Consider the following 16128-nt stretch of genomic DNA (forward strand, 5'->3'; position numbering starts at 1 on the left):
AGCCAGGGTGCCGGAAATTCCGGTCCCTGGCTTTCCCTGTTCTCTGTAATTTACTGATTCAGTTGGGCATCCATTGCCTCCACAAAATCCTCCGCCGTCAGGTCTCCTACAAAGAATTGCTGGAGCAGCGCCTGATATTCCGTGTAATCCTCCGCTTCCATAAGACTGCCGGACCATACGGTCAGCGAAGTGGATTCGTTGATGCAGTCACTCATTGTTTTCGAAATAGAGCTCTGGTTTTCCACCTCATAATCTACTTTCCATGCCGCGATGCCCGCTCCGGACATATACCCGTATTTTGAAACAAGCTTTGCGATTTCAAATGCCGCGTTCGCTGCCTCGTCCGGATTTTCCGTTCCCGGATTTACCATCAGCATATCCGCCGAGCCGCCCATCGAATCGGTCAGCACCGCATTGTCACTGCACACCGGGAACAGCATGAAACCGAAGTCATCCGGGTTCTCTGCCTGCAGAAGCGACCCTTCCAGGAATGCGCCCGTAACAAACATCGGGACTGTGCCGTTTGTAAACAAAGCAACTGCTTCATCATTGGAAATTCCCGCCGCGCTCTCGCTGAATGCGCCCATTGTAATTAACTGCTCCAGCTTCTTTGCGGCATCCAGAAATTCTTCGTCCAGATAGCTCTGCCCGCTTCTCGTAAAAGCGGCGTTAATTTTCTCGTCGCCCACGCATTTGAGCGTCAGCGCATCGTTAAACATTGCCATTACCCACGCTTCCTTTACGCTCACGCCAAACGGTGTAATACCGTTGTCCAGGAAGGTCTGGCACACATTGATCAGCTCATCCCAGGTTTTCGGCTCCTCCAGATTGTATTCTTCAAACATCGGTTTATTATAGAATATTCCGGAAATAGATACCACATAAGGAACCCCATACAGCTTATCATCGTAGGTAGCATATTTTAAGGTGCTTTCCGGGAGCTCATCCTTATATGTCTCATAGTAGGAATCCAGTTCCATTGCTTTTCCCGCTTCCACAAACGCTGAAGAAAAGCCTCCGCCCCATGTAAAATAAATATCCGGCAGTTCATTTGCCGCCACGGAAGCTTTGATTTTTGTTTTATATGATTCGTTTTCAAAAGCCTCCATCTCGATATGAATATCCGGATGCTCCGCTTCATACTCCTCGATTGCTTTTCCAAATGCCTCATGGTTGGCATCTCCTTCCGTCGCAATCGTCCACATGGTAAGTGTTTTCTGCTCTCCATCGCTGGCTGATACAGGCAGAATGCTTGCCGCACTAAGTGCCAGAGTCAATAATAACACCGCTTTTTTCTTCATGTAGAAATACCTCCCTTTTTCTCTTTGGACTAACCGGTCCTTTGTTTTATGCTATTATCATAAAAAATTTTCTGTAAAATGATAAGGCATTATTTTTACCGGAATCAGTAATATTTTTACCTGTTCACCCATCCGCACCTTACATTGCGGCGGAAGCATTGTGTGGGGTCTGCCATCCCCGGCGGGCTGTCATACAAAGAAAACGATAGACCGGCGACTGCGCTTCACAAGTTTTGTGCCCGGACGAGGAGCAAACGCTTTTATAGCGAACGACGTCCGGGCAGATAAAACGCAGTGAAGCAAAGGCAACCGGTCGTGTTTTCGTGTATGACAGCCCGCCGGGGATTCAGACCGTGCACGCAATTTACCTCTTTTTTACAAAAACAAAAACTGCTTTTTACAGAAATGCTCTGGTATTTTCCGGTACAGGTGTGCTATCATAAATACAGTTGTCAGTCAGCCAACGCAGACAAAGGAAGAATGCAGATCTGCGGCGCGCATGACCGGGCAGTTACAAAAAATGTGAGGATATGAAATCATGAACAAAAACAAGCTTACGAAACTGGAAAAGTACTGGATTCTCTACGACATCGGAAATTCTGCCTTTGTCATGCTGGTGGCGACGATTCTTCCGATTTATTTTAACTCGCTGGCGCAGAATGCCGGTATTTCTGAGGTGGATTATCTCGCTTACTGGGGATACGCCGCTTCTGTTGCGACGGTTGTGGTAGCCGTGCTCGGTCCGGTGCTCGGCACTGTCGCCGACACACGCAACTACAAAAAACCGCTCTTTACCGTCTGTATGATGCTCGGCGTCATCGGCTGCGCCGCGCTCTCACTGCCGACCTCCTGGATTTTGTTCCTGGCGGTTTTTGTCATCGCAAAGGTCGGCTTTAATGCCAGTCTGATATTTTACGATTCCATGCTGGTGGATGTCACCACGCCGGAGAAAATGGACGATGTTTCTTCGCAGGGCTATGCCTGGGGATATATCGGAAGCTGCATTCCCTTTGTGCTTTCTCTCGTCCTGGTGCTGATGAATGAGACGATCGGCATTTCCATGCAGACCGCCATGACGCTGGCGTTTCTTCTGAATGCCGTCTGGTGGCTTCTGATGACGCTCCCGCTTCTGCGCAACTATAAGCAGACGCACTACTCGCCGGCGCCGGAGCATCCGGTGCGCGACAGCTTCCGCCGCCTTGGCAGCACCCTGTCTGATATTAAAGGGCAGAAGCATATTTTCATGTACCTGCTGGCATTTTTCTTTTTTATCGACGGGGTCTATACGATTATCGACATGGCGACCGCCTACGGCAGCGCGCTGGGTCTGGATACGCAGGGGCTTCTGCTTGCGCTGCTTCTGACACAGATTGTCGCTTTCCCATGCGCGCTCCTCTTCGGCTCGCTGTCCAAGCGCTATGCGACGGATTTGCTGATTAAGGTCTGTATTATCGCCTATACGGGTATCGCGCTGTTCGCCATCCAGCTTGATAAGCAATGGGAATTCTGGCTGCTCGCTGTTCTGGTCGGCATGTTCCAGGGCGCGATCCAGGCGCTCGCCCGCTCCTATTTTGCCAAAATCATTCCGCCCGAAAAATCCGGCGAATACTTCGGCATCTACGATATCTGCGGAAAAGGCGCCTCCTTCCTCGGAACCACGCTGGTCGGCATCGTCGCGCAGATTACCGGTAACGCCAGCGCAGGCGTCGGTATGCTGGCGATACTATTTGTCATCGGATTTATACTTTTCTGTAAATCTGCGAAGATGAACCGGACAGCCAAATGACTATTCCATACAAATAATCCATTGGATTGCTGCCGCACAGATGAAAATTTCTAAAATATGGGAGTGAACGAAAATGAACCAGAACTGGAATGCGGAAAAATATTCTTCCGATTTTTCCTTTGTGCATGAATATGGCAACGATGTTATTTCACTGATTGATCTGAAAAACGCCCGCAGCGTTCTGGACCTTGGCTGTGGGAACGGCGCGCTTTCAAAAGTTCTCGCAGAAAAGGGGCTTATCGTCACTGGAATGGATGCCTCGGAGGACATGCTCGCAGTTGCACGGAAAAACTGCCCCGGCATCCGTTTTCACCGCGCCGATGCTACTGATTTTACTCTGGAGGAAAGCGTGGACGCTGTTTTTTCAAATGCAGTATTTCACTGGATTGATAAGAGCCGCCAGGAAGATATGATGCGCTGTGTTTACCAGGCTTTAAATGACGGCGGACAGTTTGTATTTGAAATGGGCGGAATTGGCAATAACCGGCTCATTCATACCGCTCTGGCACAGGAATTTACAAAACTGGGGTATACGTACACCATGCCGTTTTATTTTCCTTCTATCGGGGAATATGCTGCCATGCTGGAAAAAACGGGCTTTACCGTGCGCTGCGCTGTCCTCTTTGACCGCCCGACCAGGCTGAACGGTGCAGATGGACTGACCGACTGGATAAAGATGTTTGTGAAAAATCCCTTTGTAAACGTTACGGAAGATGACCGGCAGGTTATCTTAAAAAAAGCGGTAAGCGCTCTGGCTCCCGCTTTATTTAAAGATGGTGTATGGTATTCCGACTATGTACGGCTGCGGATGAAGGCTGTAAAAGAGAACACAGGCAATTCTATCCTGGTATAAAACCGCCGCGCCCTTTTTATAATACGGAATCCACCAGTATTTTTGTGTATTCTTCCTTCGGATGGTTGATGATATCGTCCGGCGTTCCCTGCTCTACAACCTTTCCCCTGCAAAGCACCAGCACCTTATCGCAGAATGCCTGCACAAGCGCAAGGTCATGGCAGATAAGGAGAAAAGAAAGATTTTTCTTTTCTTTCAAATTTATCAGCAGTTCCAGCACCTGCTTCTGCACCGTCACGTCAAGCGCACTGGTCGCCTCATCGCAGATCAATATGGACGGGTTTACTGCCAGCGCCCGTGCGATTGCTGCCCGCTGGCACTGTCCGCCGCTGACCTCGTGCGGATACCTGGCTGCAAATTCCGGCGTCAGCCCGCACATTTCCAGAAGCTCTTCCGTCTTTATTTTCGTATCGCGGCGGCTCATACCGGCGTTTCGCAGACTCTCGCCGATTCCGTCTCCCAGCGTGCGCCGCGGGTCAAATGATTCCATCGGCATCTGAAACACCATCTGCATTTCACGATATACGGCTCGCAGTTCTTTTCCTTTTATATTGGTAATATCTTTGCCGAGCAGTGAGACGCTCCCCTCCGTGGTCTCGATAAGACGCGTAATCATCCTGGCAATCGTGCTTTTTCCAGAACCCGATTCCCCGACAATGCCGAGACATTCGCCGCGCTCCAGGGTAAAGCTGACGTCCTCCACCGCCGTAAAGGATTTTTTCCCGGAGGTAAAGACTTTTTTCAAATGTTCTGCTCTTAGTATTGTATCCGGCATACTCGTTTCCATCCTTTTCTGACAAAATTCTCCCGGCTCTTTCCGAAAGCCGGATGGTTTCTTTGCAGCATTTCAGCCTGGATTTCCTGCTCTCTGTTACAATATAAGCTACGCGTTTCTGCGCAGATGCAGCACGGAATCCATCAGCTTTTTCGTGTATGCATTTTCCGGATGGTTTAGTACGCAATCTGTCGGACCATAGTCTCTCATTTCCCCATTTTGAAGAACCAGGACCCGGTCCGCCATCGCTTTTACAACACCGATATTGTGTGTGACCAGAATCATCGCCGTGCCGTATGTCTCCCGCATCAGCTTCATTTCCCTTATTACCTGCGCCTGAACCGTCACATCCAGCGCGCTCGTCGGTTCGTCCGCCAGAAGCAGAGCAGGCTTCATCATCATTGCGGCGCAGATACCGACACGCTGGTTCATACCGCCGGATAATTCAAACGGATAGCTGTCCATTATCCGCTGTGGGTCTGTCAGCCCGATTTTCTGCATCACCTCACCCGCACGCTCGTACACCTGCTTTTTCGTGACGCGCTCATGCTCCGAGATGCTCTCGTATATCTGCGCTCCCACTGTCCGGATCGGGCAGAGCGCCGCCTTGCAATCCTGAAATACCATACCGATTTCCGGTCCCAGAATCTTACGCAGCTCTTCTGATGGCATATCCACTACATTCCGCCCTTTATACCAGATATCGCCTTCCGTCACCATGCCGCCTCCGCCCAGCAAGCCCATAACAGCCTTTATAATCGTACTTTTCCCGCTTCCCGATTCACCGACAACGCCAAGTATCTCCCCGGCGTCCACGTTGAAACTGACGTCCTTTACAACCGGTTTCCCGTTATAACATATTGTAATATGTTCCGCCTGCAGCAATGGTTCCATAAAAATATCTCCTATACTAAATGTTGCATTCAGATAACAGGCATCTGCCCTTTCCTCTCTGATATCATCCGCTTACTCCACATTCAGCTCCGCCGTGATTTCATAATAATCACACGGATGCGCATACATACCTGTAACATTTGATTTTGTAACAATTCCCATGTTCAGATGCGATACAAAGAAAATCGCGCTCTCATCCAGCATAGCCTGCTGCATCTGAACCGCAAGCTCTCCGCGCTTTTCTGTATCAAACTCCTGATGCAGCTCTTCATACAGGCTCTCCACCTCAGCGATACTATGATTAGAGCGGTTCTTTGCTGAGCTTTCCAGTGCACAGGTGGTAAAGAAATATTCCGGGTCGCCCGTCGGCGCCGTCGTCAGCGAGCTTACATATACATCATATTCCCCGCTGTCCGCAATGCTCAGATGGTCGGACGTACAGTTTACGTCTACCTCAATTCCGATTTCCTTCAGGGTTGCCTGCGCGTATTCTGCCAGCTTGGGCTGTTCAAGACGTCCCGGATAGGTCAGCCAGCGGATAGTCAGCTTCTGTCCATCCTTATCACGGTAGCCGTCTCCGTCCGTGTCTGTCCAGCCTGCCTCCTCCAGCAGAGCCATCGCGCCCTCCGGGTCATAATCCGGAGCCTCTACCGCTTCATTTCCGTAGCTGAAGCTGCTTGGAAATGCAGACTTCGCCGGGATACCGCGTCCTTCCATCAGCACGCTGCAGAAGCCTTCCTTATCAATTCCCATTGTAATTGCTTTACGCACCGCTTCATCCTGGACAATTTCCGAATCGTAATTGAACTGCCCGAAAAAGCAGCGGCTTGTAGCAACAGAATTTATCGTATAATCGGGATTGTTTTCAAACAGTGCATAACTATCGTAGGACAGACCGTAGGTTCCCTGGATATCTCCCGTCTGGAGCGCTGCCTGCAGAGAGCTGGCGTCGCTGAAGGTCTTAACCACCACGTTATCCACGTTCACTTCGCCGCCCCAGTAATTCTCATTTTTCACCAGGTCAATCTGCGTCTCTGTGACATTCGTCGCAATATACGGACCTGTTCCGGCAACGTTTGCCGTACCTGTCGTATCACCCTCCACGCCGTCCGTGCCGTACTCCATATCAATAATTGCGCCGTACGGGTCTCCGAGATAGTTGATGAGCGCCGGACACGGCTCTGTCGTATGAATCGTAATCGTCATGCCGTCCGCTTCAATGCTCTCGATCTTCATATCGCTGGGCGCACGGTCATGCACCGCAAGAAGATGGTCCAGACATTCCTTTACCGCCTCCCCGTCCATGACGCGACCGCTTGAAAATGTCACGCCATCCCGCAGCGTGATCTTTACCGTCAAATCATCAAGAAATTCATAATCCGTAGCCAGCCACGGCTCAATTTCCATGTTGTCATTATATTTAAACAGCGTCTCGCCCACGCCGTAGCGCAGCGCGCTCCAGCCCGAATAATTGCTGTGAGGATTCAGCCCTTCATCGCCCATCTCCACACCGTAACCGGTCGTGCCGTAAACAAATGTCTTTCCTTCCGCCATTGCAGCCGACGATGCCATCGCCGAGACCGCCGCGCCCAGAAGGAGCGCTGTAAGTAATTTCTTCTTCATGTTGTTTTTCCTCCATAGATTGTGTTTTTTCTATTTTCTTCTCTGCTTCGGGTCCATATAATCACGGATTGTATCACCCAGCAGATTAAAAATCATAACCGTCACAAAAATCGCTCCGCCAGGCGCCAGCACCATCCAGGGCGCCGTCTGCAGCATTCCCCTGCCGTCGCTTATCATACTGCCCCACTCTGCCATCGGCGGCTTAACTCCCAGCCCCAGAAAGGACAGACCAGCCAGCTCCATCATCATCGTCCCGATATCGAGCACCGCTGTTACCAGAACCGGTCCCGCAATATTCGGGAGAATATGCTTTACCAGCAGCTTTGCCGTACTGCTTCCCGACAGCCGCGCCGCCATCAGATACGGCGCATCCTTCTGCGCAAGCGTCATGCCACGTGCCAGACGCGCAAATTTGGGCCAGCCGATTGCCGCAAGCGCGATAATCGCGTTCTGCACGCCTCCGCCCAGCACTCCGGCTACCGCCAGGGCAAATACCAGACTTGGAAAAGCCAGAAACAGGTCTGAAATACGCATCAGAACAGTATCGACCTTTCCGCCCATCCAGCCGCAGATGATACCGATCGCCGTCCCAGTTACAGTAATGACAGCCACCAGAACCAGAGTGGCAAAAATACTTGTCGTGCTTCCCATCAGAACTCTGGAAAACATATCCCGCCCATAACGGTCTGTTCCCAGAATATGCTGCCAGCCCGGCGGCTGCTGCGCGCTCAGCAAATCCTGTGCATACGGGTCGTACGGACAGAGCTGCCGTGCAAAAACAGCTGTCAGCAGCAGACCGGCCGCCAGCGCGATGAAAAAAATCAGTTTTGCCTTTATGTGGTTTTTCCGGAGCTTCTGTTTCCGGACTGTGACTGGTTTGTCCGTGCCTGCACACGGTCCCGTTTCCTGCTTCATTCCTTCCATGCTCACGCTCCGTCACCTCCCAGCCGTACACGCGGGTCCAGAAAATGATAAATAATATCGGTCACAAGATTTACCAGAACGTAAATCATCGCCATCCATGCCACGTACGCCTGAATCATCGGATAATCGCGCATCGTGATGGAATCTACCGCCAGCTTTCCCACGCCGTCCCACATAAAAATATTCTCAACAATCGCCGTGCCGCCCAGCAGGCTTCCGATAGACAGCGCCAGCAGCGTAATGATTGTCAGCATGGATGATTTCATGACGCTTTTCCAGATAATCACAGAGCCTCTCACGCCTCTTGCCCTGGCTCCCGCCACGTAATCTTTGTTCAGCTCCTCCAGAACGGTCGCCCTCACCTGCCGCGTATATTTGGACGCCATAGACAGCGCCAGCGTCAGCGTCGGCAGCACAAGACTGAGCGCCAGATTATCCGTCGTAATGACCGGAAAAATCTGCAGCCGGATGGAAAGAAAATACATCAGTACAAGCGCCGCAAAAAAGTTCGGCATTGAGTTGCCGATAAAGCTTAAGAAACGGATTACGTAGTCCACCCACCGGTTATGCTTCACCGCCGACAAAATTCCAAGCGGAACCGCAATCAGCACCGTCAGGATAATGGAAGACAGCGTCAGCAGCATGGTCGCAGGCAGCTTCGACACAAACGTGTCAAACACATCCTTATGTGACACATAGCTCTCCCCCATATCTCCTGTCAGCATTCCGCCAAGCCAGGCGGCATACTGCACCAGAAAAGGTTTGTCCAGACCATACTCCGCTCTCGCCGCATCAATAATCTCCTGCGAAACTGCCGTTCCCGCATTCTCGTACATATAAGTAACGGCATCGCCTCCCGCCAGCCGCATCATCCCAAAAGACAGGAAGGTAATTCCTATTAATATCGGGATAAGCTGCAGCAGCCGCCTTATCACATATTTTCTCATTTCATCACTCCCGCCTGTCTTTCCGGTTTTTCACACCGGACACCTGATACATCCGGCAGTCTGAAATCACAGTATCCACTGTAAAATACGGCTCAAACAGCTCTTTCAGACACTCCGCTGGCATCAGCCCGTTAGAAACCTTACTGGCTGCTCCCTCGTGATGGCGGTCAATCTGTTCCCGGCTGGCTCCGTGAGCAATGGTCATTCTTCCCCCGTCCTTCAGCAGCAATGCCAGCGTCCTGATCAGACGCCGTGCGTCCGGAAAATGCGGAAACGCATTATAAACCACGATTGCATCAAACCTTCTGTCAAATTTCTGCTCCTCGACATCTCCGCAGATTACCCGGATTTCCGGAACATCTCTGCACTTTTGCGCCGCAATCTTTGCCATCTCCGGCGAAATATCAATACCGGTCACAGAGGAAACGCCCCTCTCAATATAGTAGGGAAACAGCACCCCGGTGCCGCAGGCGACGTCCAGCACTTCCATGCCCGCCGCAATTCCCGTATTATCCAGGATTTTCCCGATTATTTCATCATTTGCCACCGTTCCGGCGTCCCACCCCGGGGCACAGCGGTCAAAAAAAGCAATGACATCTTCTTTCTGCATATTCCCGCCTTCGTTCACTTAATTCTCTCCAAAGAAAGTTGCCGTATCAATCTTCTGATATCCGCCGAAGCTTGACGGGCATGCAAAGATTTCCTCCGCCAGCTCCTGACCCAGAAACATATTGGTAATTTCGTTTGTCTTTTCCATCATGTCAACATCCTCAAACAGCTCCGGATAGACTGTCTTTGCAACAAACCAACTGTTGCACAGAGCAATTTCAAAGTTGGTATAGTACGCATTATACGCCATTTCCAGATAAACCTCGCCGTTGTTCCATGCCTTGCAGGTATCAAACATGGTCGGGTCCTCCTGATACAGCGGAATAATATTTTTGACCGCAGCCGCATCCATAATGATGATATCCATATCTTCTCCCAGCTCCACGAATTTCTCCTCTTCAATCGGTTGGATACCTTCCATCCCCGTACCGCTCAGAACATTTTTCACGTTTGCGATATTCAGGGAGACAAAGTTTTCCGCAGTCATCAGATGATCGGTTGTTCCCCAGTTGCCAAGTCCGCAAATATATACAGCCGGTTTATCTTCCTCCGCAATATCCGCCGTTCTGGATGTAATTTCTGCCGCCTCTGCTTCAACATATGCAATAAGTTCTTCCGCTCTTTCCTCTTCTCCAAACAGAACGCCAAGCAGTTCCATAGAACCGGAAAACGCTTCATCAAACACGCCTTTTGAGCCTGCTTTCAGCGTAATGACCGGAACGCCAAGCTGCTCCTGCAGCGCGTCCTCCTTCTCCACATCCTCAAACTCAGAAATCACAATATCCGGTTCGCATGACAGGATTTTTTCCGCTTCAGCCGCCTGCGCCATCGGACCTCCCACACCACAGGACGGAAGCATACTGAATACCTCCTCATAAGCAAGAACATACGGTCTTGCCACGGAATCGAACATCTCCGGGCGTTCCTCCAGCGTCGTGTTATCAATGTCCTCCACACCGCACAGCAAATTCACATCACCTATATAGCTGTACATGCGCAGCGCGCCTGCGCCGACGCATACCACCCTCTCATAACTTCCAGGCGTAACCGACACCTCTCTGCCGATCATATCGGTAATGGTAATCTCTTCTCCCGCATTCTCCACCGCAGTTTCCTGCTCCTCGCACTGCACGGTACTGCCGCAAAAGCCAAACGCCATTACAGAAGCCAGCAGAGCGGCTGTCATTTTTTTCATCTTCATTCCCTTTTTCCTCCTGTTAAGATTATTGTTTCATGATTTATCTCAACAATTCTGACATCAATGTCAAAAATGTCTTTGATTACTGCTTCACTGATACACGTACTGTCCCCGGCGTACTTCACGGCTCCGTCCTTCAGAAAGAAAAACCGGTCGCCAAAATCCATTGCCTGATTAAGGTCATGCAGCGAACTCAGAATACTGATTTGTTTCTCTTTTGCCAGTTTTTTCGCTTCTCTGATAATCAACTGTTCATTCGCTATATCAAGATTTCCGGTTGGTTCGTCAAAAATCATCAGTCCCGGTTCCTGCGCCATAGCACGGGCTATCGCTATTTTCTGCCGTTCTCCTCCGGACAGCTCGCTGACATTCCTGTCTGCAAATGCTTCCAGATGCATATCGGCTATGATTTTCTCCACAGCAGCATAGTCATCGTGCCCCGCTTTCAGCCCGAAATAGGAAACCCTTCCCATAAGTATAGAATCAAATACACTCAGCTCCCCGAAATGGATCTCCTGCGGAACATAGGCTATGCGCTTCGCCCGCTCCCTCACCGGCATTTTTACCAGCTCTTCTCCCTCAAACAGAATCGTACCGTCCGAAGGAGTGCAAAGCCCCAGAATATTCTTAAACAGTGTCGTTTTTCCCGAACCGTTTTTGCCGAGCAGAATGCCAATTTCTCCCCGTCCAAGCTCCAGATTGACATTTCTGAGCACATCTCTGCCATGTCTTCTGTAACGAAAGCACAGATTACTGACCTTCAGCATCGGCGATTCTCCTTTCCCGAAAAAATAATTGCAACAAAGAAGGGCGCACCCATCAAAGAAGTAATCGCACCGACCGGCAGAGCAGAGCCGTTTCCCATACTTCTTGCAAATGTATCGGCAAGCAATAACAGCAGACTGCCGCTTAAGGCAGAAATCGGTATGGTAACCCGGTGGTCCTGTCCCAGCAGTTTCTTTGTAATATGCGGACAGATAATTCCCACAAATCCGATAATTCCCAGAAAGGATACACAGACTGCGGTAATCAGAGAAGCAAGCAGCATCGAGAAGAACCGCAGTGTTTTTACATTCACCCCCATTGTCTTTGCCACAGCCTCCCCGCCAAGAAGTGCGTTCAGCCTCCACGACATAAGGGTAAAAAAGACCAGACCTGCCGTCACTACAGTAAACATTATGGCATCTGTGCGGTAGGTTGCCCGTCCAAGATCGCCGAAATTCCAGACAACTGCCGCTGATATTCCCACATCCGTAGCATAAAACTGAAGAATCGTTGTTGCCGCCGCCCAGACCGAGCCGAGCGCCATACCGGAGAGCACTACTACGTTCGGCGAAAAGGACCGGATTGTACAAAGCCCCAGAATCATCAGAATAGACACTGTGGAAAAGAAAAACGCCATAACGCTTGTCGCATAAGGATTCGCGCCAACAGCATAATTTGCTATGTTATTGCCGGTGGACAAAAAACCGCCCGCAAATGCAATGATGGACAGATTTGCTCCGAATACCGCCGCATTTGAAACGCCCAGCGTAGAAGGCGACGCCATAGAATTATTCAGCGTTGTCTGCATAATCAGACCGGAAACAGACAGTCCCGCACCCGCAATGATTGCCGCCAGGACCCGCGGGATACGGATATTCCAGATAATCCGCACATTGGCAGCCGTTCCTTTTCCGGTCAGCGCCCCAAAACATTCTGCCGCTGACATATGCGACGAGCCTGCAAACAGACAGACAAATCCCAGTGCAACTACTATAACGCACAATGCCATAATCACAAGGCGATCTTTCCAATTCTTTTTTCGAAACTTTCCAGTATCCCTCATTGATTTTCAAACTTCTCCTTAAAACAATCCTTTTTCTTCTGTCATCTGCTTCTTTATATAAATTATCCGTTCAAAAGTCTTTCCTTCATGAACGCCAGAAAATCCCCCGCCTGCCCGGACAGCTCTTCACCTCTGCGCCTTATATATCCAAATAATATCCTCGTATCCGTCAGATTCCGTTTCCATCCTGCAGCGTTTTCTTTTGACGGTTTTCCGGAGAGATAACCGGCGCTGATATTCACCAGCCCCTCAGACTGCAGGAACCGCTCCATAATATAGTCACTGTTTGTAGTAATAACTGTCTCCGCGTCTGTGGCAGACCTTCCCCCATCATCTGTGATATTCCAGTAATTATCCGGTGAAAATTCGTCAGGAAACCGTTGAATCAATTTCATTCTGGAAAAATCTACCGTTCCGTTTTTTCCTCCTCCGCAGTTCTTTCCGCCATAAAGCACGGCAGTTGTTTCTTTCAGAGCCGTGAATTCCAGATAATTTCTGGAGATATAATATTGAAACACCGTCAACTGGTCTTTTAGTATATATACAAATCCAACATCATCTGTCCGCTCCCGCACGCGCTCCACAATTTCCCGGCAATCTGCCGAATAAATCTGATAATGGATTTTTTCCTTTTGTTTCCGTTCATAAAATGCAGTAAAGCAGTCTGCGAACCACGAGCTCGGATTGCAGGAAACAGAAAGTGTTTCTATTGTCTCTTCTCTGTCCGGCATCTGCATTTTCTGCAGATTGTCAAGGATAGAAAGCGCATAAGGATATATGCGCTCTGCTTCCCGCGTCATACGTATTCCCCTTGGCAATCGCTCAAAAAGCACCAGATTCATATCTTCCTCCAGCGCTTTGATAATCTTACTGACACTGGACTGCGTAGTAAACAATACTTCGGCTGCCCGGCTAAAGGAACCTGTCTGCACACAGGCGACAAAATACCGGATTTCCCTCATATCCAACTGAAAAATCCCCTCCACTTTTCTTAAACTATCCCTGCCCTGCCGGTTCTTCTGTTTCTGCAAACAACCGGTCTGTTATTTCAAAATCCTAATACTGGTATGTTACACATAAGCAGAGACATATTCCGTCTGCGAATCCAGAATATGTCTCTTCCCATGAATGATAGGAAACTTTATATGTTGTATCTGACATGTCCTATCATATCCTATTCTCCCTCTGCTCCACAAGCCACCCAGGGGGATATTTCTCATTCCTTTTTTTCATGCATTTCCATTCCATTTACAGCATATCAAAATTATGAACATGCAAAAAATATCCCCCCTGGGAGCTTGCATCCGCCGTCCGTTTCTGTTATCTTAGTTATCGCAGTAAAAATTACTTTACAGAGGATTGGATATATGCCGGAACAATTAAAAGAACTCGAAAAATACTGGAGCGGTCGTGCAGAAGGATATTCTGCGGTCAACCAGGAAGAACTCGCCGGGGAGCAGCATCAGAAATGGCTGCATTACCTTCAGAACCGCTTTCCTGATAAAGCGCCGGAGCAGGTTTCCGTGCTGGATATCGGTACCGGACCCGGTTTTTTTGCCATTATTCTGGCAGAAGCCGGCTATCATGTGACCGCAGTGGATTACACTGCAGCCATGCTAAAGCAGGCGCGCAGAAATGCAGGTGTGCTCTCAGATAGTATTACCTGGAAAATAATGGACGCACAGAATCTGGATTTTGAAGATAATACTTTCGATGTCATCGTCAGCCGCAATCTCACATGGAATCTGGACGAGCCGGAAAAAGCATACGCGCAGTGGCTTCGGGTGCTGAAGCCGGGCGGAACACTGCTGAATTTTGATGCAAACTGGTACGGTTATCTTTTTGACGAAGAAAAGCGCCTGTTGTATGAGACAGACCGTGCCAATGTCGCCAGTCTGAATCTGGAAGATCAGTATACATGCACAGATATTACCGCAATGGAAGCTCTGGCGAAAAATATGCCGCTTTCCCGTATTTCCCGCCCGGACTGGGACAGAGCTGTTCTGACAAAACTCGGTGCCTCTTCCGTTTACATTGAAGAAGATATTGGAGATCAGGTTTACAGTTTTATGGAAAGGATAAATTACGCCGCCACGCCGCTGTTTTGCGTGCAGGCGTTTAAATAAGTCGTATGGAATATAAAGAAACATTTCACCCGGAATCCGGGGAGATTAAAAACAGAATTGTGAATTACTGGACAAAACGGAGCCACGATTTTAGTTCGCTCCGCGAAAAAGAGCAGGAATCGGAAACCGGTCGTGCCTGGCTCACGGAGATTCTGCAGAATATCCCCGCACAAAAATCACTTAAAATTCTTGATGTCGGCTGCGGAACCGGCATGTTTGCCCTCATGCTCTCCGCACTTGGTCACGACGCCACCGGCATTGATCTGACGGAGCACATGATTCTTCACGCAAGAGAGCTTGCGGGCAAACAACATTCTTCCGCGAAATTTTTCTGTATGGATGCGGAGAATCCGGCGTTTGCCGATAATACCTTTGATGTGATCCTCACCCGCAACCTCACCTGGACGCTTCCCCACGCGGAACAGGCGTATACGCAGTGGTTCCGCATCCTCAAAAGCGGCGGTATCCTGCTCAATTTCGATGCGGATTACGGACATGACAGTTGCAATAAAAACGTAAACGAGCTGCCATCCGAGCACGCGCACCGCTCCATGCCCTCCGAGATGCTGCTTGAATGCGAATCCATCAAGAGCCAGCTTTCCATCAGCAATCAATCCCGCCCGGCATGGGACGTGCAGCTTCTGCAAAAGATCGGCTATACAACTATTTCCGCAGATATCGGCATCTCTGCCAGAATATACCGGCAGTGTAATGAGTTTTACAATCCCACTCCGATGTTTCTCATCCGGGCAGAGAAACCTTATTCTTTTTAAATGCTGCTGTCGGAGCGTTTGCGGCATACTCCCTTACGCCCTTTTACTGTAGCTTCGGCGTTTTAAACATATTTTCCACATACGACCGCATTTCTTCCCTGGAATTTACCCGGCTGGCGCCATCGATGTACACCTGCTGCGCTTCCCTCGGCAGCGCCGAAAACTTCCGCAGCACATCCAGATGCTCCGCCAGCTCCATCGTAAAACCGATTGGCAGCTCCTGATTGTCAATCATCCGATTCCCCTCCCGGACCATCCTTGCGCGGACGGAAAGATTCCGGAAGCGGTTCTGTCTCCCACTCGGAATTTGTATCCACCTCTGGAATATTATCGTCGTCATACACCGATTCCACATGCAGGTTGGCGGCATTTTTGGCCGGTTTTGCTGTATTCTTGTTCTTGCTGTTCATAGACAATGCTCCCTTCGTGTTTCAAAATATCATTACTTCAGGGAGTATGTGTCAAAGCGAAAAGAAATATACGTTCTTTTT

The 16128-nt window shown here is 49.7% G+C and carries 17 protein-coding genes; 4 read left to right on the plus strand and 13 right to left on the minus strand.

From position 1 onward, the window contains the following. Positions 1–50: 50 nt before the first annotated feature. Positions 51–1301: an extracellular solute-binding protein gene (locus NQ534_RS05205; protein WP_006862880.1), complete on the minus strand. Its 1251-nt coding sequence runs from the start codon at positions 1299–1301 to the stop codon at positions 51–53. 538 nt (positions 1302–1839) lie between these two features. On the opposite strand from NQ534_RS05205, the gene NQ534_RS05210 reads away from it, so the two are divergent. Then, on the plus strand, positions 1840–3087 hold the full coding sequence (locus NQ534_RS05210) for an MFS transporter (protein WP_006862877.1): 1248 nt from the start codon (positions 1840–1842) through the stop codon (positions 3085–3087). A gap of 73 nt (positions 3088–3160) precedes the next feature. Further along, complete coding sequence (locus NQ534_RS05215; RefSeq protein WP_006862876.1) at positions 3161–3940, plus strand: class I SAM-dependent methyltransferase; 780 nt, start codon at positions 3161–3163, stop codon at positions 3938–3940. Positions 3941–3956: 16 nt separating this feature from the next. On the opposite strand, the gene NQ534_RS05220 is transcribed toward NQ534_RS05215, so the two are convergent. The 10 genes from NQ534_RS05220 to NQ534_RS05265 all read right to left on the minus strand — a co-directional run bounded on the left by NQ534_RS05220 (position 3957) and on the right by NQ534_RS05265 (position 13769). After that, positions 3957–4715, minus strand: a complete 759-nt coding sequence (locus tag NQ534_RS05220; RefSeq protein ID WP_040784003.1) for an ABC transporter ATP-binding protein — start codon at positions 4713–4715, stop codon at positions 3957–3959. A gap of 108 nt (positions 4716–4823) precedes the next feature. Continuing rightward, the gene (locus NQ534_RS05225; protein ID WP_006862874.1) at positions 4824–5609 is read right to left on the minus strand and encodes an ABC transporter ATP-binding protein; all 786 of its coding nucleotides are present in this window, start codon (positions 5607–5609) and stop codon (positions 4824–4826) included. A gap of 72 nt (positions 5610–5681) precedes the next feature. Continuing rightward, complete coding sequence (locus tag NQ534_RS05230; RefSeq protein ID WP_006862873.1) at positions 5682–7232, minus strand: ABC transporter substrate-binding protein; 1551 nt, start codon at positions 7230–7232, stop codon at positions 5682–5684. A 30-nt stretch (positions 7233–7262) separates the two neighbouring features. Continuing rightward, the gene (gene nikC, locus NQ534_RS05235; protein ID WP_006862872.1) at positions 7263–8156 is read right to left on the minus strand and encodes a nickel transporter permease; all 894 of its coding nucleotides are present in this window, start codon (positions 8154–8156) and stop codon (positions 7263–7265) included. 2 nt (positions 8157–8158) lie between these two features. After that, complete coding sequence (gene nikB, locus NQ534_RS05240; protein ID WP_006862870.1) at positions 8159–9103, minus strand: nickel ABC transporter permease; 945 nt, start codon at positions 9101–9103, stop codon at positions 8159–8161. 4 nt (positions 9104–9107) lie between these two features. Beyond that, positions 9108–9713 (minus strand): class I SAM-dependent methyltransferase, encoded by a 606-nt coding sequence (locus NQ534_RS05245; RefSeq protein WP_040784075.1) that lies wholly within the window; start codon positions 9711–9713, stop codon positions 9108–9110. 18 nt (positions 9714–9731) lie between these two features. Continuing rightward, the gene (locus tag NQ534_RS05250) at positions 9732–10913 is read right to left on the minus strand and encodes an ABC transporter substrate-binding protein (protein WP_006862868.1); all 1182 of its coding nucleotides are present in this window, start codon (positions 10911–10913) and stop codon (positions 9732–9734) included. Then, positions 10910–11677 (minus strand): ABC transporter ATP-binding protein, encoded by a 768-nt coding sequence (locus NQ534_RS05255; protein WP_006862867.1) that lies wholly within the window; start codon positions 11675–11677, stop codon positions 10910–10912. Before NQ534_RS05255 ends, NQ534_RS05250 begins: the two co-directional genes overlap by 4 nt. Then, entirely contained in the window at positions 11671–12684 is a 1014-nt protein-coding gene (locus NQ534_RS05260) for a FecCD family ABC transporter permease (RefSeq protein WP_207645512.1), read from the minus strand. Before NQ534_RS05260 ends, NQ534_RS05255 begins: the two co-directional genes overlap by 7 nt. A gap of 116 nt (positions 12685–12800) precedes the next feature. After that, complete coding sequence (locus NQ534_RS05265) at positions 12801–13769, minus strand: LysR family transcriptional regulator (protein ID WP_006862865.1); 969 nt, start codon at positions 13767–13769, stop codon at positions 12801–12803. A gap of 336 nt (positions 13770–14105) precedes the next feature. Here NQ534_RS05265 and NQ534_RS05270 point away from each other — a divergent pair, with 336 nt between their 5' ends. Together NQ534_RS05270 and NQ534_RS05275 are read left to right on the plus strand one after the other, a co-directional pair. Then, positions 14106–14864, plus strand: coding sequence for a class I SAM-dependent methyltransferase (locus tag NQ534_RS05270; protein WP_006862864.1), 759 nt, complete (start codon positions 14106–14108; stop codon positions 14862–14864). A 5-nt stretch (positions 14865–14869) separates the two neighbouring features. Next, positions 14870–15637, plus strand: coding sequence for a class I SAM-dependent methyltransferase (locus NQ534_RS05275; RefSeq protein WP_006862863.1), 768 nt, complete (start codon positions 14870–14872; stop codon positions 15635–15637). A gap of 43 nt (positions 15638–15680) precedes the next feature. On the opposite strand, the gene NQ534_RS05280 is transcribed toward NQ534_RS05275, so the two are convergent. Both NQ534_RS05280 and NQ534_RS05285 read right to left on the minus strand, forming a co-directional pair. Further along, complete coding sequence (locus NQ534_RS05280) at positions 15681–15872, minus strand: hypothetical protein (protein ID WP_006862862.1); 192 nt, start codon at positions 15870–15872, stop codon at positions 15681–15683. Further along, positions 15865–16047: a hypothetical protein gene (locus tag NQ534_RS05285; RefSeq protein WP_006862861.1), complete on the minus strand. Its 183-nt coding sequence runs from the start codon at positions 16045–16047 to the stop codon at positions 15865–15867. The genes NQ534_RS05280 and NQ534_RS05285 overlap by 8 nt, the downstream gene beginning before the upstream one ends. Between the last annotated feature and the right edge of the window lie 81 nt (positions 16048–16128).

Origin of the sequence: Marvinbryantia formatexigens DSM 14469, from assembly GCF_025148285.1 — a bacterium.
Classification (GTDB): Bacteria; Bacillota; Clostridia; order Lachnospirales; family Lachnospiraceae; genus Marvinbryantia; species Marvinbryantia formatexigens.

Coding starts and splice junctions, on each gene's coding strand:
- NQ534_RS05205 (WP_006862880.1), bottom strand. CDS start 1,301: ATGAAGAAAAAAGCGGTGTTATTATTGACTCTGGCACTTAGTGCGGCA.
- NQ534_RS05210 (WP_006862877.1), top strand. CDS start 1,840: ATGAACAAAAACAAGCTTACGAAACTGGAAAAGTACTGGATTCTCTAC.
- NQ534_RS05215 (WP_006862876.1), top strand. CDS start 3,161: ATGAACCAGAACTGGAATGCGGAAAAATATTCTTCCGATTTTTCCTTT.
- NQ534_RS05220 (WP_040784003.1), bottom strand. CDS start 4,715: ATGCCGGATACAATACTAAGAGCAGAACATTTGAAAAAAGTCTTTACC.
- NQ534_RS05225 (WP_006862874.1), bottom strand. CDS start 5,609: ATGGAACCATTGCTGCAGGCGGAACATATTACAATATGTTATAACGGG.
- NQ534_RS05230 (WP_006862873.1), bottom strand. CDS start 7,232: ATGAAGAAGAAATTACTTACAGCGCTCCTTCTGGGCGCGGCGGTCTCG.
- nikC (WP_006862872.1), bottom strand. CDS start 8,156: ATGGAAGGAATGAAGCAGGAAACGGGACCGTGTGCAGGCACGGACAAA.
- nikB (WP_006862870.1), bottom strand. CDS start 9,103: ATGAGAAAATATGTGATAAGGCGGCTGCTGCAGCTTATCCCGATATTA.
- NQ534_RS05245 (WP_040784075.1), bottom strand. CDS start 9,713: ATGCAGAAAGAAGATGTCATTGCTTTTTTTGACCGCTGTGCCCCGGGG.
- NQ534_RS05250 (WP_006862868.1), bottom strand. CDS start 10,913: ATGAAGATGAAAAAAATGACAGCCGCTCTGCTGGCTTCTGTAATGGCG.
- NQ534_RS05255 (WP_006862867.1), bottom strand. CDS start 11,677: ATGCTGAAGGTCAGTAATCTGTGCTTTCGTTACAGAAGACATGGCAGA.
- NQ534_RS05260 (WP_207645512.1), bottom strand. CDS start 12,684: ATGGCATTGTGCGTTATAGTAGTTGCACTGGGATTTGTCTGTCTGTTT.
- NQ534_RS05270 (WP_006862864.1), top strand. CDS start 14,106: ATGCCGGAACAATTAAAAGAACTCGAAAAATACTGGAGCGGTCGTGCA.
- NQ534_RS05275 (WP_006862863.1), top strand. CDS start 14,870: ATGGAATATAAAGAAACATTTCACCCGGAATCCGGGGAGATTAAAAAC.
- NQ534_RS05280 (WP_006862862.1), bottom strand. CDS start 15,872: ATGATTGACAATCAGGAGCTGCCAATCGGTTTTACGATGGAGCTGGCG.
- NQ534_RS05285 (WP_006862861.1), bottom strand. CDS start 16,047: ATGAACAGCAAGAACAAGAATACAGCAAAACCGGCCAAAAATGCCGCC.